Annotated in this window: 23 protein-coding genes and 1 pseudogene; 8 read left to right on the top strand and 16 right to left on the bottom strand. The window is 44.7% G+C overall.

The genetic code is table 11. From position 1 onward, the window contains the following. A pseudogene (locus AC2YIT_RS31355) lies at positions 1 to 1,144 on the bottom strand (hypothetical protein); the annotation flags it as partial. 140 nt (positions 1,145 to 1,284) lie between these two features. On the opposite strand from AC2YIT_RS31355, the gene AC2YIT_RS31350 reads away from it, so the two are divergent. Beyond that, positions 1,285 to 1,698 carry a helix-turn-helix domain-containing protein gene (locus tag AC2YIT_RS31350; protein WP_454523548.1) on the top strand — a complete coding sequence of 138 codons (414 nt, stop codon included), beginning with the start codon at positions 1,285 to 1,287 and terminating at the stop codon, positions 1,696 to 1,698. A gap of 27 nt (positions 1,699 to 1,725) precedes the next feature. Here AC2YIT_RS31350 and AC2YIT_RS31345 read toward each other — a convergent pair whose 3' ends face one another. From AC2YIT_RS31345 to AC2YIT_RS31300, 10 genes are all read right to left on the bottom strand, one after another. Further along, positions 1,726 to 2,403 (bottom strand): nucleotidyl transferase AbiEii/AbiGii toxin family protein, encoded by a 678-nt coding sequence (locus tag AC2YIT_RS31345; protein ID WP_487281819.1) that lies wholly within the window; start codon positions 2,401 to 2,403, stop codon positions 1,726 to 1,728. Beyond that, positions 2,361 to 2,672, bottom strand: a complete 312-nt coding sequence (locus AC2YIT_RS31340; protein WP_487281818.1) for a DUF6922 domain-containing protein — start codon at positions 2,670 to 2,672, stop codon at positions 2,361 to 2,363. The genes AC2YIT_RS31345 and AC2YIT_RS31340 overlap by 43 nt, the downstream gene beginning before the upstream one ends. A gap of 105 nt (positions 2,673 to 2,777) precedes the next feature. After that, the gene (locus tag AC2YIT_RS31335) at positions 2,778 to 3,251 is read right to left on the bottom strand and encodes a hypothetical protein (protein WP_487281817.1); all 474 of its coding nucleotides are present in this window, start codon (positions 3,249 to 3,251) and stop codon (positions 2,778 to 2,780) included. A 54-nt stretch (positions 3,252 to 3,305) separates the two neighbouring features. Then, a complete protein-coding gene (locus AC2YIT_RS31330; RefSeq protein ID WP_487281816.1) occupies positions 3,306 to 4,001 on the bottom strand; it encodes a relaxase/mobilization nuclease domain-containing protein in 696 nt (231 codons plus the stop codon). Positions 4,002 to 4,147: 146 nt separating this feature from the next. Then, positions 4,148 to 4,807, bottom strand: coding sequence for a plasmid mobilization protein (locus AC2YIT_RS31325; RefSeq protein WP_487281815.1), 660 nt, complete (start codon positions 4,805 to 4,807; stop codon positions 4,148 to 4,150). A 207-nt stretch (positions 4,808 to 5,014) separates the two neighbouring features. Continuing rightward, positions 5,015 to 5,539 carry a hypothetical protein gene (locus tag AC2YIT_RS31320; protein WP_487281814.1) on the bottom strand — a complete coding sequence of 175 codons (525 nt, stop codon included), beginning with the start codon at positions 5,537 to 5,539 and terminating at the stop codon, positions 5,015 to 5,017. Then, positions 5,532 to 6,230 (bottom strand): P-loop NTPase family protein, encoded by a 699-nt coding sequence (locus AC2YIT_RS31315; protein WP_454523555.1) that lies wholly within the window; start codon positions 6,228 to 6,230, stop codon positions 5,532 to 5,534. Before AC2YIT_RS31315 ends, AC2YIT_RS31320 begins: the two co-directional genes overlap by 8 nt. Continuing rightward, a complete protein-coding gene (locus AC2YIT_RS31310; protein ID WP_454523556.1) occupies positions 6,220 to 6,603 on the bottom strand; it encodes a hypothetical protein in 384 nt (127 codons plus the stop codon). Before AC2YIT_RS31310 ends, AC2YIT_RS31315 begins: the two co-directional genes overlap by 11 nt. A 4-nt stretch (positions 6,604 to 6,607) precedes the next feature. Continuing rightward, on the bottom strand, positions 6,608 to 6,925 hold the full coding sequence (locus tag AC2YIT_RS31305) for a hypothetical protein (protein ID WP_487281813.1): 318 nt from the start codon (positions 6,923 to 6,925) through the stop codon (positions 6,608 to 6,610). A gap of 361 nt (positions 6,926 to 7,286) precedes the next feature. Beyond that, the gene (locus AC2YIT_RS31300; protein WP_487281812.1) at positions 7,287 to 8,072 is read right to left on the bottom strand and encodes a hypothetical protein; all 786 of its coding nucleotides are present in this window, start codon (positions 8,070 to 8,072) and stop codon (positions 7,287 to 7,289) included. 677 nt (positions 8,073 to 8,749) lie between these two features. Between AC2YIT_RS31300 and AC2YIT_RS31295 the strand changes: the two genes are divergently transcribed. After that, positions 8,750 to 9,355 (top strand): recombinase family protein, encoded by a 606-nt coding sequence (locus AC2YIT_RS31295; protein WP_487281811.1) that lies wholly within the window; start codon positions 8,750 to 8,752, stop codon positions 9,353 to 9,355. A gap of 737 nt (positions 9,356 to 10,092) precedes the next feature. Here AC2YIT_RS31295 and AC2YIT_RS31290 read toward each other — a convergent pair. The 5 genes from AC2YIT_RS31290 to AC2YIT_RS31270 all read right to left on the bottom strand — a co-directional run bounded on the left by AC2YIT_RS31290 (position 10,093) and on the right by AC2YIT_RS31270 (position 15,124). Further along, positions 10,093 to 10,530 (bottom strand): hypothetical protein, encoded by a 438-nt coding sequence (locus tag AC2YIT_RS31290; RefSeq protein ID WP_487281810.1) that lies wholly within the window; start codon positions 10,528 to 10,530, stop codon positions 10,093 to 10,095. Between the two features lie 13 nt (positions 10,531 to 10,543). Further along, entirely contained in the window at positions 10,544 to 10,957 is a 414-nt protein-coding gene (locus AC2YIT_RS31285; RefSeq protein ID WP_487281809.1) for a hypothetical protein, read from the bottom strand. Between the two features lie 186 nt (positions 10,958 to 11,143). Next, positions 11,144 to 12,736, bottom strand: a complete 1,593-nt coding sequence (locus tag AC2YIT_RS31280; protein WP_487281808.1) for a hypothetical protein — start codon at positions 12,734 to 12,736, stop codon at positions 11,144 to 11,146. Continuing rightward, positions 12,729 to 13,793 carry an HlyD family secretion protein gene (locus AC2YIT_RS31275; protein ID WP_454523573.1) on the bottom strand — a complete coding sequence of 355 codons (1,065 nt, stop codon included), beginning with the start codon at positions 13,791 to 13,793 and terminating at the stop codon, positions 12,729 to 12,731. Before AC2YIT_RS31275 ends, AC2YIT_RS31280 begins: the two co-directional genes overlap by 8 nt. Before the next feature lie 2 nt (positions 13,794 to 13,795). Then, entirely contained in the window at positions 13,796 to 15,124 is a 1,329-nt protein-coding gene (locus AC2YIT_RS31270) for a TolC family protein (protein ID WP_487281807.1), read from the bottom strand. A gap of 204 nt (positions 15,125 to 15,328) precedes the next feature. On the opposite strand from AC2YIT_RS31270, the gene AC2YIT_RS31265 reads away from it, so the two are divergent. The 6 genes from AC2YIT_RS31265 (at position 15,329) to AC2YIT_RS31240 (ending at position 22,245) form a co-directional block, all read left to right on the top strand. Next, a complete protein-coding gene (locus AC2YIT_RS31265; RefSeq protein ID WP_454523575.1) occupies positions 15,329 to 16,060 on the top strand; it encodes a helix-turn-helix domain-containing protein in 732 nt (243 codons plus the stop codon). A 428-nt stretch (positions 16,061 to 16,488) separates the two neighbouring features. Continuing rightward, positions 16,489 to 17,700 (top strand): trans-sulfuration enzyme family protein, encoded by a 1,212-nt coding sequence (locus AC2YIT_RS31260; RefSeq protein ID WP_487281806.1) that lies wholly within the window; start codon positions 16,489 to 16,491, stop codon positions 17,698 to 17,700. 143 nt (positions 17,701 to 17,843) lie between these two features. Further along, complete coding sequence (locus AC2YIT_RS31255) at positions 17,844 to 18,812, top strand: LysR family transcriptional regulator (RefSeq protein ID WP_487281805.1); 969 nt, start codon at positions 17,844 to 17,846, stop codon at positions 18,810 to 18,812. Between the two features lie 56 nt (positions 18,813 to 18,868). Beyond that, the gene (locus AC2YIT_RS31250; RefSeq protein WP_487281804.1) at positions 18,869 to 19,507 is read left to right on the top strand and encodes a peroxiredoxin; all 639 of its coding nucleotides are present in this window, start codon (positions 18,869 to 18,871) and stop codon (positions 19,505 to 19,507) included. A gap of 130 nt (positions 19,508 to 19,637) precedes the next feature. After that, on the top strand, positions 19,638 to 20,075 hold the full coding sequence (locus AC2YIT_RS31245) for an RrF2 family transcriptional regulator (RefSeq protein WP_487281803.1): 438 nt from the start codon (positions 19,638 to 19,640) through the stop codon (positions 20,073 to 20,075). 97 nt (positions 20,076 to 20,172) lie between these two features. Next, the gene (locus AC2YIT_RS31240) at positions 20,173 to 22,245 is read left to right on the top strand and encodes a cbb3-type cytochrome c oxidase subunit I (RefSeq protein WP_487281802.1); all 2,073 of its coding nucleotides are present in this window, start codon (positions 20,173 to 20,175) and stop codon (positions 22,243 to 22,245) included. The last annotated feature ends 14 nt before the right edge of the window (positions 22,246 to 22,259 follow it).

Raw genomic sequence — 22,259 nt, 5'->3', positions numbered from 1 at the left:
CAATTGCAGTGCTACGAAATGTCGTTTCAGCGGCTTGTTGCAGCATAAACATCGATAGAGCCAGCTCATTTACTTGTTGGTAATACTGTGCTCCGTCAAAAAACTTTCTAGCTTTGCTCATTCCGGCTTCAAACGCGTATCTTGATTTCTCGATCAATTGACTAAGTGTTTCGGGGAGCATTTTTGGTAGTGGTGTAACACTCCTTTGGTATACCAGATTTTCGCTGGTACAGGCCAAAGAGAAATATACTTGCCCGCTGGTAAGCGCCTGATGAATATCCGACAATTTGTGAACCGAGCAGCAGAGCTTTTCATCACCGGCACTAAACAACTCAACGATGGGCTGATGCTTCTTGGATGTCTTTTGATTATCATCGGCAAACACAATTAGCAGATCCCTGTATGGCTTCTGCTCCGTTGATTGTGGCGCAGGATGCTTGACCTCAAATATGAGTAGCGGGTCGAGTGCTGCAATTAGTAATTCTATAATGGCTTTGCTCCCCGCCAGCTTCCCAAGCCGACGTTTCTGAAATGGAATCCCTTGATCGCTTCTTGAAATGAGGTAAACGGCTTCGAGAAGTGATTCCAACAGTTCGTACTGAATGATTTCAACGCATTCGCCGGTAGCTTCACAGATACTCACCTTGCTCAGTCCATACTCTACCCAGTCTTCCAGAATCCCTTGCCACTGCTCATAACTATAAGTATCAAACACGCGCTTGATCGCTAGAAGAGGCTGCTCGGTTTCGGCGAGCGACAACCTACGGATCATTCCACCATGCCGGTCGTTGAGCTCCCGGACATCCCGCATATACTGCCTATCTGCTTCAATTTGCGCATGACTGAAAGGCTGAAAATCACTGGTATTCAAGCCGATTCCATCTTCTTCAGCAACGTCTAACAGCAACCGACAAGCCTTGATGATCTTTTGTAAATGTCTTTCTAGACAAAGAACAGTCGACGGATCTCCTAGAAATGAAAAGGGTTTCTCTGTAGTTACCGCTTTCAGGAATTGCCACAGTTCGACACGTACGAATTCAAGATCAGTCGCGTGAAAGAATTCAGCGACCAGATCGCGGGCATTGGCAAGCTTCTGTTCCCTCGAACCCCGATTTTCGCTTGTTGCTAAATTTACAGTCTCCATAGGCTTCTCTTTTTTTGACAAAAAAGAAGCTGCGACTTCGCGTACCGAACCACAACAAGTTGTATGCTACCAGACACCATTGGTAAAACACTTCGTGCTATCAGTTGACCTTAGCGCAGATATTTCCTTTATTTGTAACCATGAGCACAGCAACAAAACCCAATCATATTGGTCACAAGATCGGTCGCATTCGTGAACTGCGCGGCCTTAAGCAGGAAGGCCTTGCCTACGAGCTGAAGGTCAGCCAGCAAACGGTATCAAAAATCGAGCAAAGCGAGACGGTCGATGAGGAGCTGCTAGATCAGATCGCCAAAATTCTTGGAGTTACACCGGAAGGAATAAAAAATTTTAGTGAAGACGCTGTGTTTAATTACTTCAATAATTTTAACGACAATAGTGTCAATCACGGGCCTTTCAATAATAACCAGTGCACTTTCAATCCGCTCGACAAACTTGTAGAGCTTTTCGAAGAGCACAAAAAGTTATACGAGCGTCTATTACAAAGCGAACGCGAAAAGGTTGAATTGCTAAAAGGAAAACAAGATCGGCCGTAAGACATTCTGAATTGCTTTTGGATAAGCTCACAACCTTGGCCGCTTTCCCCGTTTCAGCGATTGTTGCGGCTGCTCACCCTCAAATGTAAGCCACTGATTGTGCACAGCCTGACTTAGGCGCATACCTGTCTTCTGCCAATCAAATTCTGTATCAAGTAATCTGATCGGTACGGAAAAATCGATGTCCTGATGATACAGCAGGCTTGTTTTGGCAATCTGTGAAGAGGCCTGAGGATATTTATCAGTATAAGCCTTTACGAGCAGCCCCAGTGGTAACTTTTCCAAAAGAGAATAGACATCGATAAAATCTTTGACTCGGCTTCCGTTTTCCACGATTGCCGAAAGCTTCATCGCACCGATATCTTCTAGGGAAAGCATTCTGATCCCACTTGTTAGCTCTACAGGTTTGATAAGCGGGTACTGATGACTGATGAAGTCTACCTTGACATCATCAATAAATCCGAAAACGCCATTCTCGACCGTTTTTTCGTCAGTCAATCTATACATGGCTTTAAGGTGTTCACATACGGCAGCGGAGTCAAAATCTTTGCCGGTGAAAAGATCGCCGTCGATGGAAATCCTGTGACCTAACTTTAAGGAAAGTGCCGTTCCACCAACAAGGTAAAACTCCGCAAGACTTTCATCGGCTATTAACCGGCGGATCAAAGCCAGTGTGCTGGCCTCGACTGTTTCTTCGTGTAGCATAGCATTTCCTCTTTTTTCATCGGAAAGTATGTGCAGGCTTCTTCAATCGCATAATCCGGCAAAAAGACAATTTCGTTTTTAAGGGTGTCAAGCACTTTTTGAAGCCCGTAGAAGCGGACCAATTCTTGCCACTGCTCTTCTTTACCCCGCTCGACGATCCGGGCAATAACGGTTCTGTAAGAGGCGTGCCAGTCTATCTTTTCATAGTCCAAATCCCAAAACCATTTGGGGCCAAAATCAGGTTTTTCAAGTGTTGTTGGCTGTTGCATGAGCGTCAAGGTAAGAGATGCCGAAGGCTTTTAGGCTCAAAAGTTAACGAATCTATCGTGAAATCAGCCGCCTGTAAGCAAATAGCTGCTCACAGGCAACTGCATTTATTTCGAGTCAGTCACAGTTTTGGCTTTTCTGCCACGAGGCCTACCCGTGTATTCCGGCTTTGGTTCTTCTGTCTCAATGGCTAGCTCATATCCTTTGATAGCCTGATCGAAATCAAAAGTCGAAATTTTGAAAATCAGCTTTTGACTTTTAAAATCAACTCCGCCTTTTTTCAATATAACAGCCATCGGAATTACGTGTCCCCTGCCGCTTTTTTCGAAGGAAAAAGTCTGATCCGAAATGGCCGCCGGAACAAGGTATACGGATTTGATTTTACGCTTTCCTTCCTGTGTACCGATTTTAAAATTGGCCGACTCCGGATCGATTCCTAAGTCGCGAAGCGCTGTGGCCGGGAAAACAAGCTTACCTGAATTAGAAATGTAGCCCGCCGGGAGCGATGCTGATTTTGCGGCGGCCTTGACCTCGGGTACGTTTTCCTCTGGGGAAAAGAATTTGATAGCTTTCAGTTTCACGGTGTTATGGGTTATTTTGGGCTGAAATAAGTCATTCTCCTTAGAAACTGGCATTTAAATACCCAAGCCCTGCTTCTTCTGCCTTTTTTGCACCTGCTTTGGCTGCTCTTTAACCTCGATTCCGATATTTTGAGCCAGCCGCTTTTCAATAGAGGCTAGCGAATAGCTCCGTCCTAAGTCAGAGCCCTTAATCTTAATATTTTTCCGCATATGATAGAATGCGATCCCTCTTCCGACATAAGTCTTGTACCCTTGGGTCAACAATTTCGCTTTGATCTCGTCGATCGATGCCGACGTATTTAAAAGCTGATCGACGGATGATTTGAGCTTTAGATGCTGGTTATCGGACAGGATATTTTCAAGCCCCTGCCGCTTATTGATTCTCATTTCCGGTGCCTGAATTAATTCAAGGCGTTGTTCCATTCTGCGGCAGAATTCGCCCGTTCTTGCGTAGTTATGAAAATGCTTTGAGGTGTTTTTGCCATTGTAATTAATGCGGTTGGCCACGATATGAAAGTGAGAATTGGCGCTGTCCTCATGTTTAAAAACCAGCATCTGGTTCTGTTCAAACCCAAACTCCTTTGCAAATTCCGTGGAGATCTCGGCGATCGTTTCGTTGCCGGGCCTCTCGCCCGGCGCGAAGCTAAATGACTGGTGCCATATGAATTTTTTAAGGTTCGTATTTTGCATGTGATTACAATTAAACTGGTTGATCAAATAATTTAGGTCCAATTTTCCGTCTGCATGCATTTTTATACCTAGGTTTTGGATGTACACCAATTCCCCTCGGACATCTTGTTCGTCCAGCCTTTGCCGCATCTTTGCGGAGACATGCTTATCGTAATAGCAGTATTCAATTAGCCCTTAGGCAAAGCTGCCAAGGCTTGCCTTTCCAATCATAACCTCATCTTTTTCAGAGTTGCATTTACAGCTTTTTCAATCTCAGCGTGAACAGAGGCTGCATCGGTTTGGCTCCATATCCAGAAAGGTGTTAGTTCTGCAAGAGTCTGTGAATAGTAGGCCTCATATTTTTGCTGCAAATCACCGATCAGTCGACTGGTCGCACTGCATCTTAGCAGTAGCTGATGTTTGCCTTCGGTTTCAGGTAGCATTTGAGAAAGATAAGAGCTGAGCTCATTTGACCAATTAAGCAGTTCTTCGAATGCTTTCTTCATGCTACGGATCTCAAAGCTTTCAAACACCCAAAGCGTGATAAGATCGGCGAGCAGCCTAACGCGCTGGCTACTGCGCTGCCACTGGTCTGAAAGCATCTGGTGGCCCTTGGTCTTTAGAGCCGCAAGTGACAACACGCCCGAAAGTTGTTGGAGCATCCTGACCATCTCGGCAGTTGCCTTGGGCAGCGCCCTTTTTTGTGGTCTCTTAAAAGGCACATCAAGGGCCAATGTCAAAAAGAACTGACTGGCTGAAAGCCCGCTTTTCTCTATGAGCTCGTTAATCTGTCTTTTCTGATCAGCGCTCACCCAGACCGAGAAGTGTTCCCTTTTGGCAGTACCTTTTTCCTTAGGTGGTCTGCCTTTTTGTTTCTGATTTTCCATTTGTCTTTTTGATTAGCTATGAGCCGGAAGGCGAATAGCAGGGGTCCAGGGGTTTTCCCATGGCCAGCTCCCGCCGGGGAGTCGCATTTCGCGACGTACCGGCGATAGCTGGCTAGGAAGGAAAACCACCGCAATGCATACGAAAGTTTACAAATGGCTGCGTTTGGCAACAAAAGTTCATAAAAGTCCACTTGGCCGTTTTTGGCCTTATTTTCGGCCTAAAGGCACAAGCACGCGTTTATTTTTGTGGTCATAGATATAGTTCTCTCCAACCATCATATTTCCTTTGGAGGGGGCAGGACGGAGCACCAAATAGTTAACTCCGCCCCTTTCAATAACCTGACCACCCTGCATGAGTAGCACATAGTCCGAAACATTTTCATAGGTATCGATAATGCTTCTTAGCTTCTGAAAACGCTCTTCTGTATACGCATACCAAAAAATCAATATTGAGATTATGGTTGCGGCTATGGCTACCGGGGCTGTGATCCCCAGAGCATAAAACAAAGCTTCACGGGTCGAACCAAAGTTAACCGCTCTTTGACTTGTTTTAATCTTGGTCTGCGCTTGGCCGATGGCTTGCGTACAGATTTTAATCTCGGCAGCGAGCCCGGCAAAATTTTCATGGATTTCTTCCAGCAGCATCGAAGTCCAGTCGTCCATCAGGTGCCCATACTTTTGTCCGTACTTCCCATTTAGCCGGTTGAGAAGCGCCCTTAGCTGGTCATTCATATCCGAAATGGTCTCTAAGTTCCTTTGTCAAACGTATCCTTGCTCCTGGCCGGTACTGGTCTAGGCTATACCCGTTTCTGATGCCATCCAATATCTGAATACCCAAAAGGCTGTTGGCGTCGAAATCTCCAAACTGCCGGTGCTTGATGCCGGTTACCAAGCACTTTTCTGCGAGCTCATCAGACAAGGTTGGATATTGTTTGAAAGTGTAGATGTTTTCCCAGGCAATAATTTTAAATTGCCCATCCAGAACTTCGAACATCTTCCGAAGGTATTCCGCACAGGCAAGATATGCCCCGCCCGCTGCCATGACGACGTGGAAAGTGACTTCAAAGCCCAGCTCATCACACCAGGCCTTAAAGTCTAAATCGCGAGATATTAGTGCGGGAAACTGCTCGCTTTCCGGCGCGCCAAAGTCCATGTAGATGTGCTCAAAGGGACAATCTATCAGACTTTCCAGGTATCCCACAAATAGGTCTCTGACCAGCACATCCCTCTTGTCAATCAGCGAGACGCTTTCGAGCCTGTCCTGTCCCAAAAACAACAATTGTCTGCTCGATGTTTTGGTGGAGCTGTCGACATCGACAAATAAGGAAGAGTTGCCCGTCTCAGAGACCGCCCTCAGGTAAGTGTACAGACTTTTGCCCACGCCACCTTTGGCTTGGAGTATAAAATGAAATTTACGTTTCATGGTTTTTCTTTTTAGCGAATTTGGACTCAACTATTAGATTGTCTATTAAGCTGATTTTTTCTGGATCGGTCCAAGTCCCATCCAGCCCCGTTGCCGAAGCAGTTTCAGGTTTCTGATCCTTTGTCCGGATGGCCGGCGTGGAAACAGGAGAATGCGAAAGTTTTTTGAGCGGCCTTTTTTTGAAGTGGTAGCGGCAGAACTTAATGTCTGTGCTTTTTATCAGTCCTTCGCGCTTTAATTCCCAACTGATCTTATCCGCGATATAGGCAGCCGTCAGATCCGAATGGATCAACTCCTGGTAAAGCCGGTAAAGCAAGCGTCTTCTTTTTTTGTCCCGCCTCTCAAATAAATCGACCAATGTGTCTTTATCCATGAGATTACCTTGTCTGAGCCGTCGTCAAATTCGGATCACCACCCGTATCTGTTTGAATCTGGCGTTCACTGCCCACATTCTTTACATACTCGGGTATCAGCTCGGATTTCCATCTATGCGCATTAGCCCTGATGTACTTGATATCGCCGGTTGAGACCACTGCTTTGCCCAGATCTTGATTGATCAAGTCAACCAGAAAGCCCGTTGAATAGTACTGCGCGAAAAGCCGCCGATAATGCATGTAAAGAAACTTTTTTCTCTTGACGTCCTTCCGCTCATAGAGCATCAGAATCAGCTCTGTTGTTAGTGATACAGGCCCCATCGCTATGCGCTTTTGGTTATCATTAAGCAGTGATTTTCCCGTATTCGATGGCAGATATAAAGCCTACCGGTTTGAGCGCATCTGTTACATGGCGGGGTCAGACCAAGTTTGACCGAAGCATGCTTTGGGCAGAAAATCCAGTTTACGAACCTTTGGTTAGGATTTCCTTTGGTCAATTGTGGGTGAATTGTTTTCAGGCCCGAGAGTATCAGACCCGAAAAGGGGGATTGCAGATTCTTCATTTGCGAACTGTTTTGATTGAACATATCGCAAATCTCACCGCAGATTTTGACAATAACGTTCCTGCAATTCCTGCAGGAATAAAAAGAATTTTTACGGAAATTTTAGAGACGATCCGGCTTCAAAGGTCTCGCAATAAGAGCCGGCATTCAGTCACATATTTGTGGCGGGGCCGGTTGGATGAGCAGTTGAATGTGTCGAGTTGTTCGGTTTGAAAGGCCTTAATAAAGGATTTTTGTGAGATGTCATGTGAGAGCCAGCTATTAAACAGGCCTGCCACCTGTGGAGCAGGCAGTTGCCTGTCAATGTGCCCCTGCTTGCCAAGGGTATAATAGATCGCAGCTAGTTGAAGCCGGCCGCCTGTGCTGCTATTGCGGAATTGATAGAATCCTGGTTTCTCTGAGCTTGTAATCCATTGCTCCCTGAGAAGAATATCAACGAGCCTCCGGAATTTGTCCTGTTTCTCAGCTTTATCTTTCCCCTTCAATATCTGATAAAAGTGTTCAAAAGCAGGCTTTTGGGGTGCCATCTTTTCTTTGACCTGCTTTGTTTCCTGAAAAAACTGGTCGAATTCGGCTTGCAAATCGTTCTTCCAATCAATAACGTCAATTGCTGAACCTGCTTCACCGCTGAAAGTAACTAGCCACTGGTATATGTCTTTGATCGTTTGGCGTTTGGCTTCAAAGGAACTGTAATCTGGTCTGGACAGAAGGTTTCGAAATATTTGAGGGTTGTTTTTCAGCACAAACCTGATCCTGGTCCGAAGCACATTGATGTGCTGGCGCTTATAGGCCGGAATCCACCAGTAGGCGATAGGCTTTTCCAAATGCTGAGCGAACTCTTCTAGAAAGCTTGATGAATCGTCGTCTATCGAAAATGACAGCCGGTTATGATACAGGATCAGCATCCTGTTCAGACATGTTAATTCGCTCTGATAGAAGCTTCCATTGAATTCTTCTGATAGATATTTGAATAATGGATATTGTAGATTGGAATGCAGGTTCATCTCTATCTCTCCGTTTTCGTTACACATTTTACCTACTAAACGTAAGATAACAAAGTGCAATGAAATTAGGGACAAACTCTGCGACAATTCGGAATAAATCTACTCCGGAGACTTAGTTGAGTATGATTAGTTACGACTTTTACGAAGATAAAAATGGGAAAATCAATATACTTAATATGGGGCAGTTGCTCTGGATTAGGCAATAACATCAAACATTTTGTATGCAGTTGCTCTTAACATGGCAGCAGAGTCAATGTCGGGAAGCCCATCAATCTACCATGCCTAATTGAAACGTTTCTCTTCCTACCTATCTCTCGATGGAATGTTTGATTCATTATAGATGGACTGGTACACTTTGATGCGTACTTGCACACCGATTCAAGCGTCCACATATAAATGTATGTATGTTCTAGAACAAACTACGGTGAAGGATCTTTGTCGCAGATTAAGTGCGTTTTATGAGAACAGATGACATATTAACCTACTATGTATTTAGTTATACAAAACTGTCTTAAATCATTATCTCAAATTTCTATGTCTTATTTTTTATCTTTGGTTGAATAAGTGAGACAACTGATATGATTTTTGGATATGCCCGGGTTTCGACTCAAGACCAGAACCTGAACCTGCAAATTGACGACTTGAAAAAGTCAGGGTGTGAACGCATCTTTCGTGAGAAGGTCTCTTCGGTCAAAGAGCGCCCAGAGCTTAACAAGCTGCTCGACTCTGCAAGGGAAGGGGACACGATCATCGTTTGGAAGCTGGACCGCCTGGGCCGGTCACTGAAAGACCTGATCCATCTGATCAATGAATTTCAAGAGCGGCAGATCGGATTCAGGAGCCTGAACGATGCGATCGATACGACGACTGAGCAAGGCCGGTTGATCTTTAACATATTCGCCTCGCTTGCCGAATTCGAGCGTGACCTTATCCGGGAGCGGACCAAGGCCGGGCTCTCGGCCGCGCGCGCCAGGGGTAGGATGGGAGGGAAGCCCAAAGGGCTAAGCAAGGCGGCCATGTCAAAGGCACATGCAGCGAAGGCACTTTACGACAAGAAAGACAAGACCGGCGAAGAAATTGGTAAAGTCTTAGGCATTAGCAGGGCCACCATCTACCGGTACATCAAAGAGATCGAGCAGCAGCACCGCTCAGAAAATGAAAAACAATCATCAACGCAAAACTAAGAACGATGCAGCAGACTGTTGCCTTAAGCAACCAGATTTAATAAAAAACATCGTCTTAGATATCTCTCCCTCCCGCAAAAGCACGGTTCTAGCAGCTACCTCTCTCAATACAAAAGAAGAGCTAAGTGCCTCCCATTCCTTTGATTCGTCGATCGTCTGCTTATTCACTCCAATATATTTTCAGAAATTATTTTGTCTTTAACCTCCGATTGGCCCGGGATCTGTTATGAAATGAAACGAGGCAGCAGTATCATTCAATGGGGACCGTTAATATTTTTTCCCAAAATAGTAAGAAGCTGTTAAAAGATCTTAACCGCAATGCCCACATGAAGCGGCGACAGGAATAATTTATGATATTCATCAAAATTAGGTTCCTATGTTGTGTTAAACTTCTATCTGTTGATGCAGCTTAAACCATTTGCCAGAACGCATTTTCACTTTTCGTTAACTATTGCACCCATCAGCGTCGAGTCACCAAGTGAGCACCGGGTCTAGTGCTCTTCAAGCGTATTCAAAATAAGCATTTGCATGGTAGACCGAACTATGTGGTATTTGACTGACACTGCCAGGTTAAAAGCAATCATCTGGCCGCGGGCCTCTCAATCCAGTAAATGCCCGACGGAGACCAGCCATCTTTAACGGTAGGAGAGAATACTGAGTGAAAAAATGATGCTACATGGCTTGGCTCGGCAAAGACTCGTCATCCACAAAAATCGTTGTATAATTAATGAATTAAATTAGAAAACCAATTGCTTTACACCTACAATGGTTAAACAGGCCACTTTTAGAACGTCTGCTGCAACATAACAAATATGGTGATACGAGCAATGAACAACCCTATGTTGTATAATTTGTTCTGCCCGCGTATCAAGCTCCGGCAGTAGCCACACGGTCTGTACGGTCAGGATCAAAAGCACACCCAAAAACACCAATTGATCCGTGGATACCTGTCTTACCTGCCGAAACAAAAAAGGAGATAGGATAGCAAGAGCAAAGATCCATTCGATACTGTTTAGTGCTGCAAACACGATGTGACCGATACCCAGCCCTAATGCAAGTGTAATGCCAGGCGCTCTGAACTTTAAAGGAGCCTCCATGAAACTGATCGCCAAAACGAAGCCGATCCATAGAAATACGCTGGCCGCTACTAGGGGGTACTTTTGTTGTGATTTCATCGGACTCTCAGGGTTAATGCCAACTGCCTGAAATGGAAATATTCATTTGCTCACTCTCTATTTCCATATCGATGGGGAAAATAATTTTGTATTTACCCATATCCACTGTGCAGGCGCCAACAATCGCCCCGGAATCTGCCAAGAGCTCGATAACGTAGGATTGTTTGTAGAGCTTCGAGCGGACCTCTGGTGATACTCCTAGTGTAATAGGCAAAGCTGATTCCGTGGTAAATTTATCGGTAACACCTAAAATTGAATTGTTGTCAATACCATCGACAATTCGAAACGATAACTTACGAATCGGCTCCCTAGGGATATGATAGGAGGTCAATTTAATAGCTTTCAGTTCAAAATATTTATTTTCTTTATCACAGCTGATGAATAACAAAACAGTTGTAAACAGCAGTATTCTTTTGAGCTTTTTCATAGAATAAAAGTAAGTATCAAGTCATATTTGGTCCTAAACTCCAGGTGATTCTGGTTCCCTGTTCTTCAATTGCAGCTTGTAGCAAAGCTTGGCCAACGCCCAGCATGCAATAGCGGAGAAAACGTGCGTCAACATGAATTAATTTATTTTTACAAACTTGTTCCGATATTGTGTCCGATATTCTAATCAGGCAGGTGAAAGCCTTCTGGATTTCAGATAAACTACTGTTCTGTTCAGGTAAGGAAACAGGGCGACCAAAATAATAACTCCGGTGAGCAACCAGGCCATCATTTCATAATAATCCATGGCAAACCGTATCTGGCTTTGCTCATTGACTGCATTGACGAGCAGTTTTTGCGAGGCCTTTAAAGTACGGGTATGCAACATTCCCTTCACGAGAAGCTTTTCGGCGTTTCTATGAATGGTATTGAGAACGACAGGACTTGCTTTGGTCAAATGATCCTGAAAAGCATTGTAATGCCTGCTTTTCTGGTATAGTTCAAAATAATTGATAATAGCAATGCTGACGCAAAAACCCAAAAACCGGACCGCCAGGCAGATAGCCGATGCAGAGATGCCAACCGAGCCTGGCACCGAGGAAATTGTAAAAACAATCGTCGGCACCATTACCATCCCTACTCCCAGCCCCTGTACAAAAAGTGGCAAATAGAATTGATCTTCATTCGCTTGCGTATTCAGAAGAAAGAACATTACGACGTGAAATGCGAAAAGCATGCAAAATCCGGGAAGCCACATGTAGCGAATATTCTTTTTCTGCAACACCATGCAGCAGGCCACGACAACGCCCGTGATCATTCCCGCCAGATTGAATACGTTGATGTAGGAGATGTGCATCGGGTCGAATTTCAGCACGACCCCGAAAAATGTGTTGGTGATTCCTGCGGCGAACCTACACAGGTACAGTACGAATAAGAGGAAAAGCCCGATCAAGAAGTTGCGGTTGTGGAAAACGGAGAGGTTGGTGTACGGTCGTCTTGCATGCCGTTGCCTGATTACGAATAAGGCAATAAGTGCAATAATGCCCACAACGCTATACCTTATGCGCAGATCCTCAATCCAGTAATACTGCTGACCGAAAACCGTAATATAGGCAATCAATACTAAGATGGCACTGTAAATAAAGAAGCTCTCCCAGTCAAGCTGATACAAGTGAAAGCGTACGTTCAGGCGCACATTGTTCATGGAAATCATCAGCATGAATAGCCCCGGCAGGTACGAAAATACAGCACATTTGTAAACGGTATTGAAATTGAACGAATCGATAATATCGGCCGTGACAAGATTATTGAAAGGAATTGCACAGATAAGCATTCCAAAGAATACTGAAAAACCTATCTCCCGCGCACGTTCGCTGTGAAGGCGGGAAAAAATCATCGCCAACGACAAGTTTACAGTACTAGCAAAAAACATTCCCTGGATAAAGCGTACGGGAAAAAGCACGTACAATGCCTGGGTGTGATAGCATACCAGGGCAAGTACGAGCTCGACGAATGTAAAGATGATAAAATACTCCTTGGTGGCCAGATAGTTGAAGAATCGAACTTCGAGCGCATAGAAACCCGCGTAGCCCGCGTAAAAGAGCGCCACGGCAAATTGCATGTCTGCGGGCTCGCTTCCATAATATCCGGCTGCGGCATTAAGATTCGTCAACGGCAAGAAAAACAGGACCATACTGGGGAGCAGCAGGATGAATAAAATGATCTTCACCAGCCACTCCGGTACCCAGGGTCTGAACAGTGGAAAAACAACCTTATCCATGGTGTTGCTTCTTAGGAAACGAGACATTTACATTCATACCGACCTTCAACCTGTCGATCTCTTTCCTGTCGCCGTCCACCCTTATACGTACAGGAATACGCTGGACAATTTTAACATAATTCCCTGTCGAGTTGTCCGGGGGCAGCAGGGAGAAGCTCGACCCTGTTGCCGGTGAAAGTGAAATAATGGTACCCTTGAATTCCTTTTCGGGAAAAGCGTCGGCAGTAAAGACAACCGAATCGCCCAGGCTCATATTAGCAATCTGCGTCTCCTTATAGTTGGCGACAACCCATTTGTCTGTTTCATTGTTGACTATATAGGCAAGCACTTCCCCTGCATCGATCATCTGACCAGCTTCGACGGTCCTGCGGCCCATTCGTCCATCATAAGCGGCTGTAATAACCGTATAACTGACGTCCAGTTTATGCCGGTCCAACAGCGCTTTGAGGCGCTCGATCTCTGCCTTCACCACTATTTTTTCCGTTTGGATGTCCTCAATTCTGGAAATAGCGGCATCGTAGCTGTCCAGCGCCGATTGATATTCGCTCTTGTTAACATCCAGCGTTGCCTGAATATCCTCCAACTGCTGTTTAGTCGCCGATTCGGCTTCATACAACTTTTTGTAGCGATCGAAGTCCAGCTGCTGCTTCCAGACCTTTGCATTGCTGGCGTCAATTTGCGATTTAGCAGATGCTGCTGTTTTACCCAAGGTATTGCTATTGCTTTCCAATACCAGCAACTGGGCATTTGCTTTCCGGATCAACGCTTCCGTCTGCGCCTGCTGAATGGTATACTCTCTGTTGTCGATCAGTAAAAGCGTATCTCCCTTTTTTACCGGCTGGTTTTCCTCGAACTTGACGGCTACAATAAACCCGCCTGCTCGCGAGATAACAGGGTTTACATATTCCTGGACCTGCGCGTCGTTGGTTTTTTCAAAAGTGTAGAAATCCCACAGTGTCTGGACTCCCCAAACTCCAAGCACAACAAGCGTTATACCGGCAATCCATCCGGTTATCTTTGTTATGATTCTGTCGGTAACAGTGTATTTCTTTTTCATCGTTATAGCACGCCGGTAACGTTTTGTAGTAAATAGTATTTATTTTGAGCCATGATCATCGCGGCCGCCAGATCGAACCTGGAACGCAATTGCTGTACGTTTGCATCGAGCAAGTCGGTAATTAGTGATGCCTGGTTGAAATAGGAATTTTTGATAATTCGCTCGTTTTCCAGGGCATGATCCAGATTAATGCGGGCTACCTTGATTTGCTCGATTGCTTCGCGGTATTTAAGAAAGGCTTCCCAGACCTGTTGCCGCACTTTGTCTTCGGTATCCTTGTGGATCTCCTCTTCTTTTTCGAGCTCGAGTTTTGCAGCTTTTAGTTTATGTATGTTGTGGTAAATAGAGGAGAGCGGAAAAGAAGCTTTTATCCCGGCTATGCCCAACGAGTACCAATAGGGATTGTAAGGAAACAGGAATATCTGTGGATTGGCATAATAAAACTCCGCATACATTCCCACTTTGGGGCGGGTGTTAGCACGTATTTGCTTGACATTCAATATGCTCAGCTCGGTATTCTTCTCCGAAATATGATACAAAAATGAATGTTCGAGCGCTTCATGAAGAAAGTCTTCGTAGTCCTGCTGGCTGGCATTCCGCAAAATTTCAAAATTTTCATCAGGCCGCACTATGCGATGATCAGGTTCGCCAATGAGAATGTTCAGCTTTTGATTGGTAATCAGGATATCGTTCTGGATTTCTATAAGGGTCATCCTCCGCTTTGAAAGCTCCATTTCTACCCTTAATACATCGCTTTTTAAAACGACGCCGTTTTTATGAAAGGCCTTTACTTCTGCGAGCTGCTTTTCCTGATCGGCAATATCCTCGGTAATCAGGTTTTTGAAAATGTGAGACCGTTGAAGTTCCAGATACAGGCTTGCAGCTTTGTAGCGGATGTCAGAGGTTGCCTGCTCGCGCCTTATCGCCGCGATATTGCGCAGTATCTTGTCTTCCCTGATTTTGAGATTGAGTTTATTTCCATTATAAATATTCAAATAAAAATCAGATTTGACCTTGTAAAGCGTGTGGATCACCTCATGCTGCGAAGGACGATTAAAAAGTCCGTTGTCGTAGATCGGAATATTCGTTGCTTTTTCAGCGGTTCCCATTAATCCCAGCTCAGGAAAGCGCTCCATTTGCGCGTCTTTTATTTCTTCCTGACTAATGCCGACGTCGAGTTCTTTGATCTTTACCAGTCTACTGAAAGCATCTGATCTTTCCCAAGTATCTGTTAGCGAGAGTTTTAGTGTGTCTCCTGCTGCTTGTCCCCATACTGTCGTGATGTTAGCTGTCAAAATACTAGCCAGCAATGCCTCTTTTACGAAATTCATTTTGAGTGATACTATTTGCACGCAAAAATATTACCATAAAAAGCTAGTTCATTTCTAATAACAGTCAATATTTTACTAATTCCGGCCAAATCTTTAAATTTGAATCAATTGTACTTTACTTAGTTTTGTTATACTATCCAAAATGCCGTGGGCCTGATTGCATCGCTACCTGAAATTGACACTCAACCGGATTCTGTGTTTGTTATGCATGAGAAATCAGAGAAGCTTATTCCGTTGCACGCCCATTCCAAGGGCCAGTTAAGTTATGTGGAGGGCGGCATCGCTTATGTGACCATCGACAACAAAACATATGTTATCCCAGCCCGGCATTATTTCTGGATACCGAAAGGCGTGTGGCATGTCGTGAAAGTCGGGCAGTTCGCAACGGTATTCCGGTCACTTTACTTTTACGGAGAAGACGATTCGAAAAATGATTTTTATGGAAAACTGGGAATATACCCTGCGAGTGAACTCCTTATCCAGATGATTAACTACACCGAACGATGGGATGGAGGGCACGTTGACAAGGCGAGTGAAAATTTTGAATTCCTGGTGGCCCTCAAAAACCTCCTTCCAACAATGAGCACCCATTCGTTACCAATTGTCCTACCGGTCACCGATGAACCCAGGGTACTGAAAATCATTAATTATATCGAAGAGAATTTGGGGGAGCCGCTAAGATTGAAAATTGTGAGCAGTCAGTTCAACATGAGTGAAAGATCTTTTACCCGTTTGTTTCAGTCTGCCCTAAAAATGTCGTTTCTACAATACCTTAAAACATTGCGGATGATCAAGGCCATCGAAATGATCCTGAAAACTAATATGAGCGTCAGCGAAATTGGCGAACGCGTAGGCTACCACAATATCGGATCATTTAGCAATGCATTTTTTGAATATACGAAATCCAGACCGTCCGATTTCAAAAGAGGGATGTAACTGACATGTTCCTTATGCATTGCATGTTTACCACCCTACATTTATACTGATAGTCAATACTAACATGCCACATCCTTCTTATTGGCGTCCTCCTTATTCAAATTCGCTTGCTTTCGAACTTACCGGGATCGCTATGGAAATCCTGCACTAGTATATTCAATGTGTGACAAGGAGCTCGAATCAGTACGCAATCCAAGAAAGCTATTTTAAGATCTTTCGTTTCTAAGACTGGCCATATTTTTAACTATTTCAGCCAATATTACAATTATGTAAACGGACAAAGTATGTGTTGACTATATTGGATTTAAATCGATCAAATAATTTGATTAATACGATTGATTAATTCAATGATAAATCCTGTTATCACACATTTTCGGGTTGTTAATTTGGCTTTCTCAAAATAAAGCGGATCGGTCAGAAGATTGGATATGATGAAAGAGCAAACAAGGTTAATTCGTAGTCAGGCTGCAAAATCAGCATATAGGGAGCACTCGGTGCCGCTTTATCTTACCTCTAGTTTCACGTTTGAAGATGCCCAACAGGGGGCTGCCATATTCACAGGCGAATTAGAAGCGAATGTCTATTCCCGGTTTTCAAATCCAAACACATCAGAGTTTGTCCGTAAGGTTTGTGAACTGGAAGGTGCGGACGAGGGGGTGGCTTTTGCTTCGGGGATGGCCGCAGTGTATGCATCTTTTGCTTCTTTTCTCCGGGCGGGAGACCACGTGATCGCGTGTCGTTCCGTTTTTGGATCGAGTATTCAATTGTTAGCTCGGTTTCTTCCCCGTTGGAGTGTTAATACGACCTTTGTAGATGCACTTGATCCCGGAGGTTGGGAAACAGAAATCCGGCCGCAAACGAAAATGATATTTCTGGAAACGCCCTCGAACCCGGGGCTTGAGCTGGTTGACCTTGACTGGTTGGGACGCCTTAAAGACAGATATCCCCATATCATTCTTAACGTAGACAATTGTTTTGCAACGCCATATCTGCAAAAGCCGCTTGATTACGGAATTGACATTGTAAGCCATTCTGCTACAAAGTATATGGATGGGCAGGGGCGTGTGTTAGGCGGAGTAGTGGTAGGAAAAAGGGAACTGATCAGCGAAGTGAAATTTTTTGCGCGGCATACGGGCGGCGCCATGTCACCATTTAATGCATGGATTTTATCTAAAAGCCTCGAAACGCTGCCTATTCGAATGGACAGGCATTGTAGCAACGCACACGCGGTGGCAACAATGATAGAAAATCACCGTGGTGTAGAATCGGTCCGATATCCGTTTTTGGCTTCACATCCGCAGCATGAGCTCGCAAAGAGACAAATGAGACTTGGTGGGGGTGTAGTCACCTTTGTTGTCAAAGGTGGACTTGCCGGCGCCCAGCGCTTCCTTAATTCTCTTAAAATGATTTCGCTGACTGCAAATTTGGGGGACTCACGTAGTATTGCTACACATCCGGCTTCAACAACCCACTGCCGCTTGTCGGCTGAAGAGCAACAAAAAATTGGAATAAACTCGGGGTCGATAAGGATATCGGTGGGACTTGAGGATATATATGATATCATCAACGATATAAGTCTGGCGCTCGATAATGTGTTAAATTATGATGGAGACAAATCTGCGCATAACATTAACGATTGAAAATGACGGCAACATGCTTTGGGGATCGGTTTGGATTGGACAGAAATTGATTGTTGAAACCGCCACCTCGAAGGCCGGGCTTGAACTATCGATACTTAAGATTCTGTACGATTTTCATGGAATCGAACCTGATGAAGTAGAGATTGATATGCTTTTTATCGGTCAGTAACTGCCTAAACTTTGTCGGATTAGTTTCAAAAATCATAACTGTCATGGAAATCAGGCACCTTAGATTAATTAAGGCGATCGTCGAGGAAGGCAGCTTAACCAGGGCCATGGACTCGCTTCATCTGACACAAAGTGCGCTAAGTTATCAATTGAAGGAAGCAGAGCTACAGCTGGGAACGTTAGTATTTTACCGCCGAAACAAAAAGCTTATCCTGACACCAGTTGGAAAAAAGCTTTATGCAGTTGCAAACCGGATCCTGAAGGAGCTGGACGTTACCGAAACTGAAATAAAAAAAATGATCAATGGCGATAGCGGATCGATCCGTATCAGCACAGAATGCTATACAACCTACCATTGGCTTCCGGCAGTATTGAAGAAGTTTAAATGCGCATTTCCAAACGTTGAAGTAGAGATCATTTTTGAAGCTACACACCGTCCGCTGGAAAAGCTTCTGGAAGGTGGACTTGACCTTGCAATCACTTCAAGCCAGGAGTATACCGACCAGATTGAATTTGTAAAACTTTTTACAGACGAAATGCTGGCAGTTGTATCAAAAGAACACCCATGGAGCAGCAGGGAATATGTAGAGGCGACTGATTTTCAAGATGTGACATTGATCATCCATTCATTGCCCCTTGAAACAGTTTCTATTTTTCGGAGTGAGCTGACCCCAAAAGGGATCAGTCCGAAAAAACTGATCATCCTCCCGCTTACCGAGGCATCTATAGAACTCGCGAAGGCAAATATGGGCGTGATCGTACTGGCAAACTGGGCATTGCGCCCTCATCTCGGCACTGGAATTAAAACGGTGAGAATTAATAAAGAAGGGTTTTTCCGGCAGCAGTTCATAGCTAGAATGCAGGACCGAGAATACCCCGTTTTCTTTGACTATTTTATCAAATTTCTCAGGGAGGAGATCAACCTGGGAGCGGACCAAAGTTAATCAGACGACGCAAGAACAAGCAATTTTACAGATGTTCAACTTAATTTTTTAGAGACATGAGCTTGAGAATTGGTGACACAGCCCCGGATTTTACCGCGGAAACAACAAAAGGGAAAATTAACTTCTATCAGTGGCTCGATGGAAGCTGGGGGATACTTTATTCCCATCCATCCGATTTTACACCGGTATGTACGACTGAACTTGGACGGACAGCGCACCTGGAAAAAGAGTTCGAAAAAAGGAATACAAAAATCCTTGCAGTAAGCGTAGATGATCTTGCATCCCATAATGAATGGATAAAAGACATCAATGAAACCCAACAATGTACGGTTGGTTTTCCGGTTATTGCAGACTCCGACCGGAATGTAGCCACGCTCTACGGAATGATCCATGAAAATGCATCAACATCGGTGACTGTAAGATCTGTCTATTTTATTGGCACAGACAAAAAGGTCAAAGCTGTTATTACCTATCCGGCTTCAACGGGACGGAATTTCGACGAAATCGTGCGCGTCCTAGATTCACTGCAGCTTACGGCGAAATATAGCGTAGCGACACCGGCCGACTGGAAGAACGGGGAGGATGTAATTATTTCAAATTCAATTGTCGATCAAGAAATTGAAAGCCGGTTTCCAAAGGGACACCAGATTATCAAGCCGTATTTCCGGACAACCCCACAACCCGACATCGCTTAGCATTGAATACGTGGGTACTAAAGAAAATTGTAGGCCCCCAAACGCAGTAAACATATGAAACAAATAAAAGAGTAAAAACTCTTTTATTTGAAGACCATTGAAGATACATTTGTAAATAAACCTAGGGCAAATGTTTTTTTCGAGGACCTGTGAATATGCGATTCGGGCAGTGATCTTTGTCGCTCAGAAGTCGGACGGAGGCAAGAAGGTGGCAATTAAAGAAATTGCTACCGGCATAGACGCCCCTGAACACTTCATTGCTAAAATTCTACAGGACTTGGGAAGGCGGGAGTTAATCCAGTCAAGCAAAGGCCCTAACGGCGGTTTTTATATCGATGGCGCCTCGCGCAGAAACACATTGGCGGACATCGTTAGTGCGGTAGACGGCGATAAAGTATTTAAAGGTTGTGGGTTAGGACTCAAAATCTGCTCGGAAATAAAACCTTGCCCACTGCATAACCAGTTCAAAGAGATCAGAAACAAGATGCATGTCACCCTGCAGTCAGCGACGATTGCCGAATTCAATGAAAGTCTTAATCTAGGATTGAGCTACATCAAAGAAAGGTAAATTTTGAACAATTAAAGATATTAAGGTCTTAATATATTCTAATATGTATTCTCCCAGTAAGTGTCTGATATCTAGCTCTGTGTTTTTGTGTCCATTGATGGCAACCCCGGTATATGCAGCGAATACGGAAGCTTTGCAGGCGGTAATGCTGATTTTGGCATTAACCGCCCTGATCATGGGGCTGGGAGTTCTGATCGTTGCAGTCTTGACCAGGGATGTGATCGCGAATTACCTGAGGAGCAAGACAGCGGATAGTTCGCGGGCTTATGGCCGATATCTGGAAAATCTTAGCAGCAGTCAAATAGAAATCTTTCTTAAAAGTAAAAAGATAACTGGCAGATGCTATATGATCATCGTTGTTTTGACCGCGCTCAACTTTGTTCCTATCCGCGTTTTTGGACAAACGAAATCTCCTACTTCCGGCGCCCTGTTAAGCGAGTATGGTATTCTGATCACCGTAGTGCTCGTATTAATCCCTATTCTGGCGGGTTTTATTTTTCTGATCATTAAAATAACCAGGAGCCTGAAAAAATACCGGAATGAGCAGAATTTGGCGGAAGCCGAACGTGTGGCCGGCTATTTGGGGAATTATGGGGGTGACGATGTTGCGGCTGTTCTGGAAAAACGAAAAAACGCGCTGGATTACACATTGACTCACAACGAACTTGCCGGTTCACTGGCGGCAGACGATCGTAAGGGATTGATCAATCACGTGGATCATCTGGCGTCGTTGCCTTTTGTTGCGCGCAAAAGAAAAGCACACGTACGGCCGAAGGTAGACCCTGGGCTTTCTCGGCTGGTTATCTGGTTTATTGGAAGCGCTGCATTCTGGCTTTTGTTTGGAACAACGGTAGGGGAGTATGTAGGGATAAAATTTGTAGCACCGGATGTTGACCAGGTCAGCTGGCTAAGTTTCGGCCGGCTGAGACCTGTCCATACTAATGCTGTTTTCTGGGGATGGGCATCGCTGGCCATGCTAGGGCTGGGTTACTATGTCGTGCCCAGGGTAAGCAACACTACGCTCTTCAGTTTTAAAATGGGCTGGTATACATTGATACTGATCAATGCAGCGGTTTTTGCCGGAACGATCTGCCTGATGGCCGGAATTAACAATGGTGGCGGGGAATACCGCGAATACATCTGGCCTGTGATGCTTCTTTTTGGTATCGGACTGGTGCTGACGCTCATTAATTTTTTTAAAACAATCGGCCGCCGGTCCACAAAGGAGATTTACATCTCGAATTGGTATATCGTTTCATCTATCATTTTTGGTATTGTTATTTCGCTTGTAGCCTATATACCGCTTTGGCAAAATGGCTTAGGGGAAACCATTGTGCAAGGCTATTACATGCATCAGGGCGTGGGTATGTGGTTTATGCTTTTTACGCTGGGGATCGTTTATTATTTTTTACCACAGCAGCTCAACAAGCCTATTTACTCTTATAGCTTGGGAATATTGGCATTCTGGACCCAGATCCTTTTTTACACGCTGATCGGTACACACCACTTTGTTTTCAGTTCCATTCCTTGGTGGTTGCAGACCATCGCCATCGTCGGCAGCGTAGGGATGGTCATTCCCGTAGTAGCTGGAACCACGAATTTTCTTTTGACCTTCAATGGCGCCTGGTACAAGATAAACGATAGCTACACGCTGCCATTTTTCCTGACCGGCATCCTTTTTTACTTTACCGGTTCCATGCAGGGGACTGCCGAAGCTTTCCGCTCAACCAATTTGCTCTGGCATTTTACAGACTTCACCGTTGCCCATTCACATTTAACTATGTACGGCATCATCTGCTTTTTCCTTTGGGCAGCTATTTACGCAGTGATGCCACGGATCACTGGCCAGGAGCCCCCCCAAGTAACAGTCGGCGCACATTTTTGGTTTGCGTTGATCGGGCTGCTATTTTATACCGTTCCACTGATGTATGGAAGTACCCTTCGCGGCCTGATGTGGATCGAAGGTAAGCCATTCATTGACAGCGTTGTTTTTATGGGACCATTCTGGTTATGGAGAGCAATCGGCGGGAGCCTGATGTGGCTGTCACACCTGTTTTTCGCTTATAATCTGTACAAAATGTTGATCCACAGTGATACTGTTGATATAAAGGAAGCGGCATTTGAAAAGCTCAAAAGAATGAATGAGCTTCCATCGGCAGCACACAACTAATCATCCAGAATTTA

The organism is Dyadobacter sp. SRI_021, from assembly GCF_057586235.1.
The sequence above is the reverse complement of the archived record's forward strand: the minus strand, read 5'-3'. Positions and strand labels throughout refer to the sequence as shown.

What these genes read in the sequence shown, in the direction of transcription:
- AC2YIT_RS31305 (WP_487281813.1), bottom strand. Translation starts at nt 6,925, where the DNA reads ATGGGGCCTGTATCACTAACAACAGAGCTGATTCTGATGCTCTATGAG.
- AC2YIT_RS31290 (WP_487281810.1), bottom strand. Translation starts at nt 10,530, where the DNA reads ATGAAATCACAACAAAAGTACCCCCTAGTAGCGGCCAGCGTATTTCTA.
- AC2YIT_RS31350 (WP_454523548.1), top strand. Translation starts at nt 1,285, where the DNA reads ATGAGCACAGCAACAAAACCCAATCATATTGGTCACAAGATCGGTCGC.
- AC2YIT_RS31245 (WP_487281803.1), top strand. Translation starts at nt 19,638, where the DNA reads ATGTTTTTTTCGAGGACCTGTGAATATGCGATTCGGGCAGTGATCTTT.
- AC2YIT_RS31260 (WP_487281806.1), top strand. Translation starts at nt 16,489, where the DNA reads ATGATGAAAGAGCAAACAAGGTTAATTCGTAGTCAGGCTGCAAAATCA.
- AC2YIT_RS31270 (WP_487281807.1), bottom strand. Translation starts at nt 15,124, where the DNA reads ATGAATTTCGTAAAAGAGGCATTGCTGGCTAGTATTTTGACAGCTAAC.
- AC2YIT_RS31295 (WP_487281811.1), top strand. Translation starts at nt 8,750, where the DNA reads ATGATTTTTGGATATGCCCGGGTTTCGACTCAAGACCAGAACCTGAAC.
- AC2YIT_RS31265 (WP_454523575.1), top strand. Translation starts at nt 15,329, where the DNA reads ATGCATGAGAAATCAGAGAAGCTTATTCCGTTGCACGCCCATTCCAAG.
- AC2YIT_RS31250 (WP_487281804.1), top strand. Translation starts at nt 18,869, where the DNA reads ATGAGCTTGAGAATTGGTGACACAGCCCCGGATTTTACCGCGGAAACA.
- AC2YIT_RS31340 (WP_487281818.1), bottom strand. Translation starts at nt 2,672, where the DNA reads ATGCAACAGCCAACAACACTTGAAAAACCTGATTTTGGCCCCAAATGG.
- AC2YIT_RS31285 (WP_487281809.1), bottom strand. Translation starts at nt 10,957, where the DNA reads ATGAAAAAGCTCAAAAGAATACTGCTGTTTACAACTGTTTTGTTATTC.
- AC2YIT_RS31310 (WP_454523556.1), bottom strand. Translation starts at nt 6,603, where the DNA reads ATGGATAAAGACACATTGGTCGATTTATTTGAGAGGCGGGACAAAAAA.
- AC2YIT_RS31345 (WP_487281819.1), bottom strand. Translation starts at nt 2,403, where the DNA reads ATGCTACACGAAGAAACAGTCGAGGCCAGCACACTGGCTTTGATCCGC.
- AC2YIT_RS31320 (WP_487281814.1), bottom strand. Translation starts at nt 5,539, where the DNA reads ATGAATGACCAGCTAAGGGCGCTTCTCAACCGGCTAAATGGGAAGTAC.
- AC2YIT_RS31300 (WP_487281812.1), bottom strand. Translation starts at nt 8,072, where the DNA reads ATGCTGATCCTGTATCATAACCGGCTGTCATTTTCGATAGACGACGAT.
- AC2YIT_RS31330 (WP_487281816.1), bottom strand. Translation starts at nt 4,001, where the DNA reads ATGCATGCAGACGGAAAATTGGACCTAAATTATTTGATCAACCAGTTT.
- AC2YIT_RS31315 (WP_454523555.1), bottom strand. Translation starts at nt 6,230, where the DNA reads ATGAAACGTAAATTTCATTTTATACTCCAAGCCAAAGGTGGCGTGGGC.
- AC2YIT_RS31275 (WP_454523573.1), bottom strand. Translation starts at nt 13,793, where the DNA reads ATGAAAAAGAAATACACTGTTACCGACAGAATCATAACAAAGATAACC.
- AC2YIT_RS31240 (WP_487281802.1), top strand. Translation starts at nt 20,173, where the DNA reads ATGGCAACCCCGGTATATGCAGCGAATACGGAAGCTTTGCAGGCGGTA.
- AC2YIT_RS31280 (WP_487281808.1), bottom strand. Translation starts at nt 12,736, where the DNA reads ATGGATAAGGTTGTTTTTCCACTGTTCAGACCCTGGGTACCGGAGTGG.
- AC2YIT_RS31325 (WP_487281815.1), bottom strand. Translation starts at nt 4,807, where the DNA reads ATGGAAAATCAGAAACAAAAAGGCAGACCACCTAAGGAAAAAGGTACT.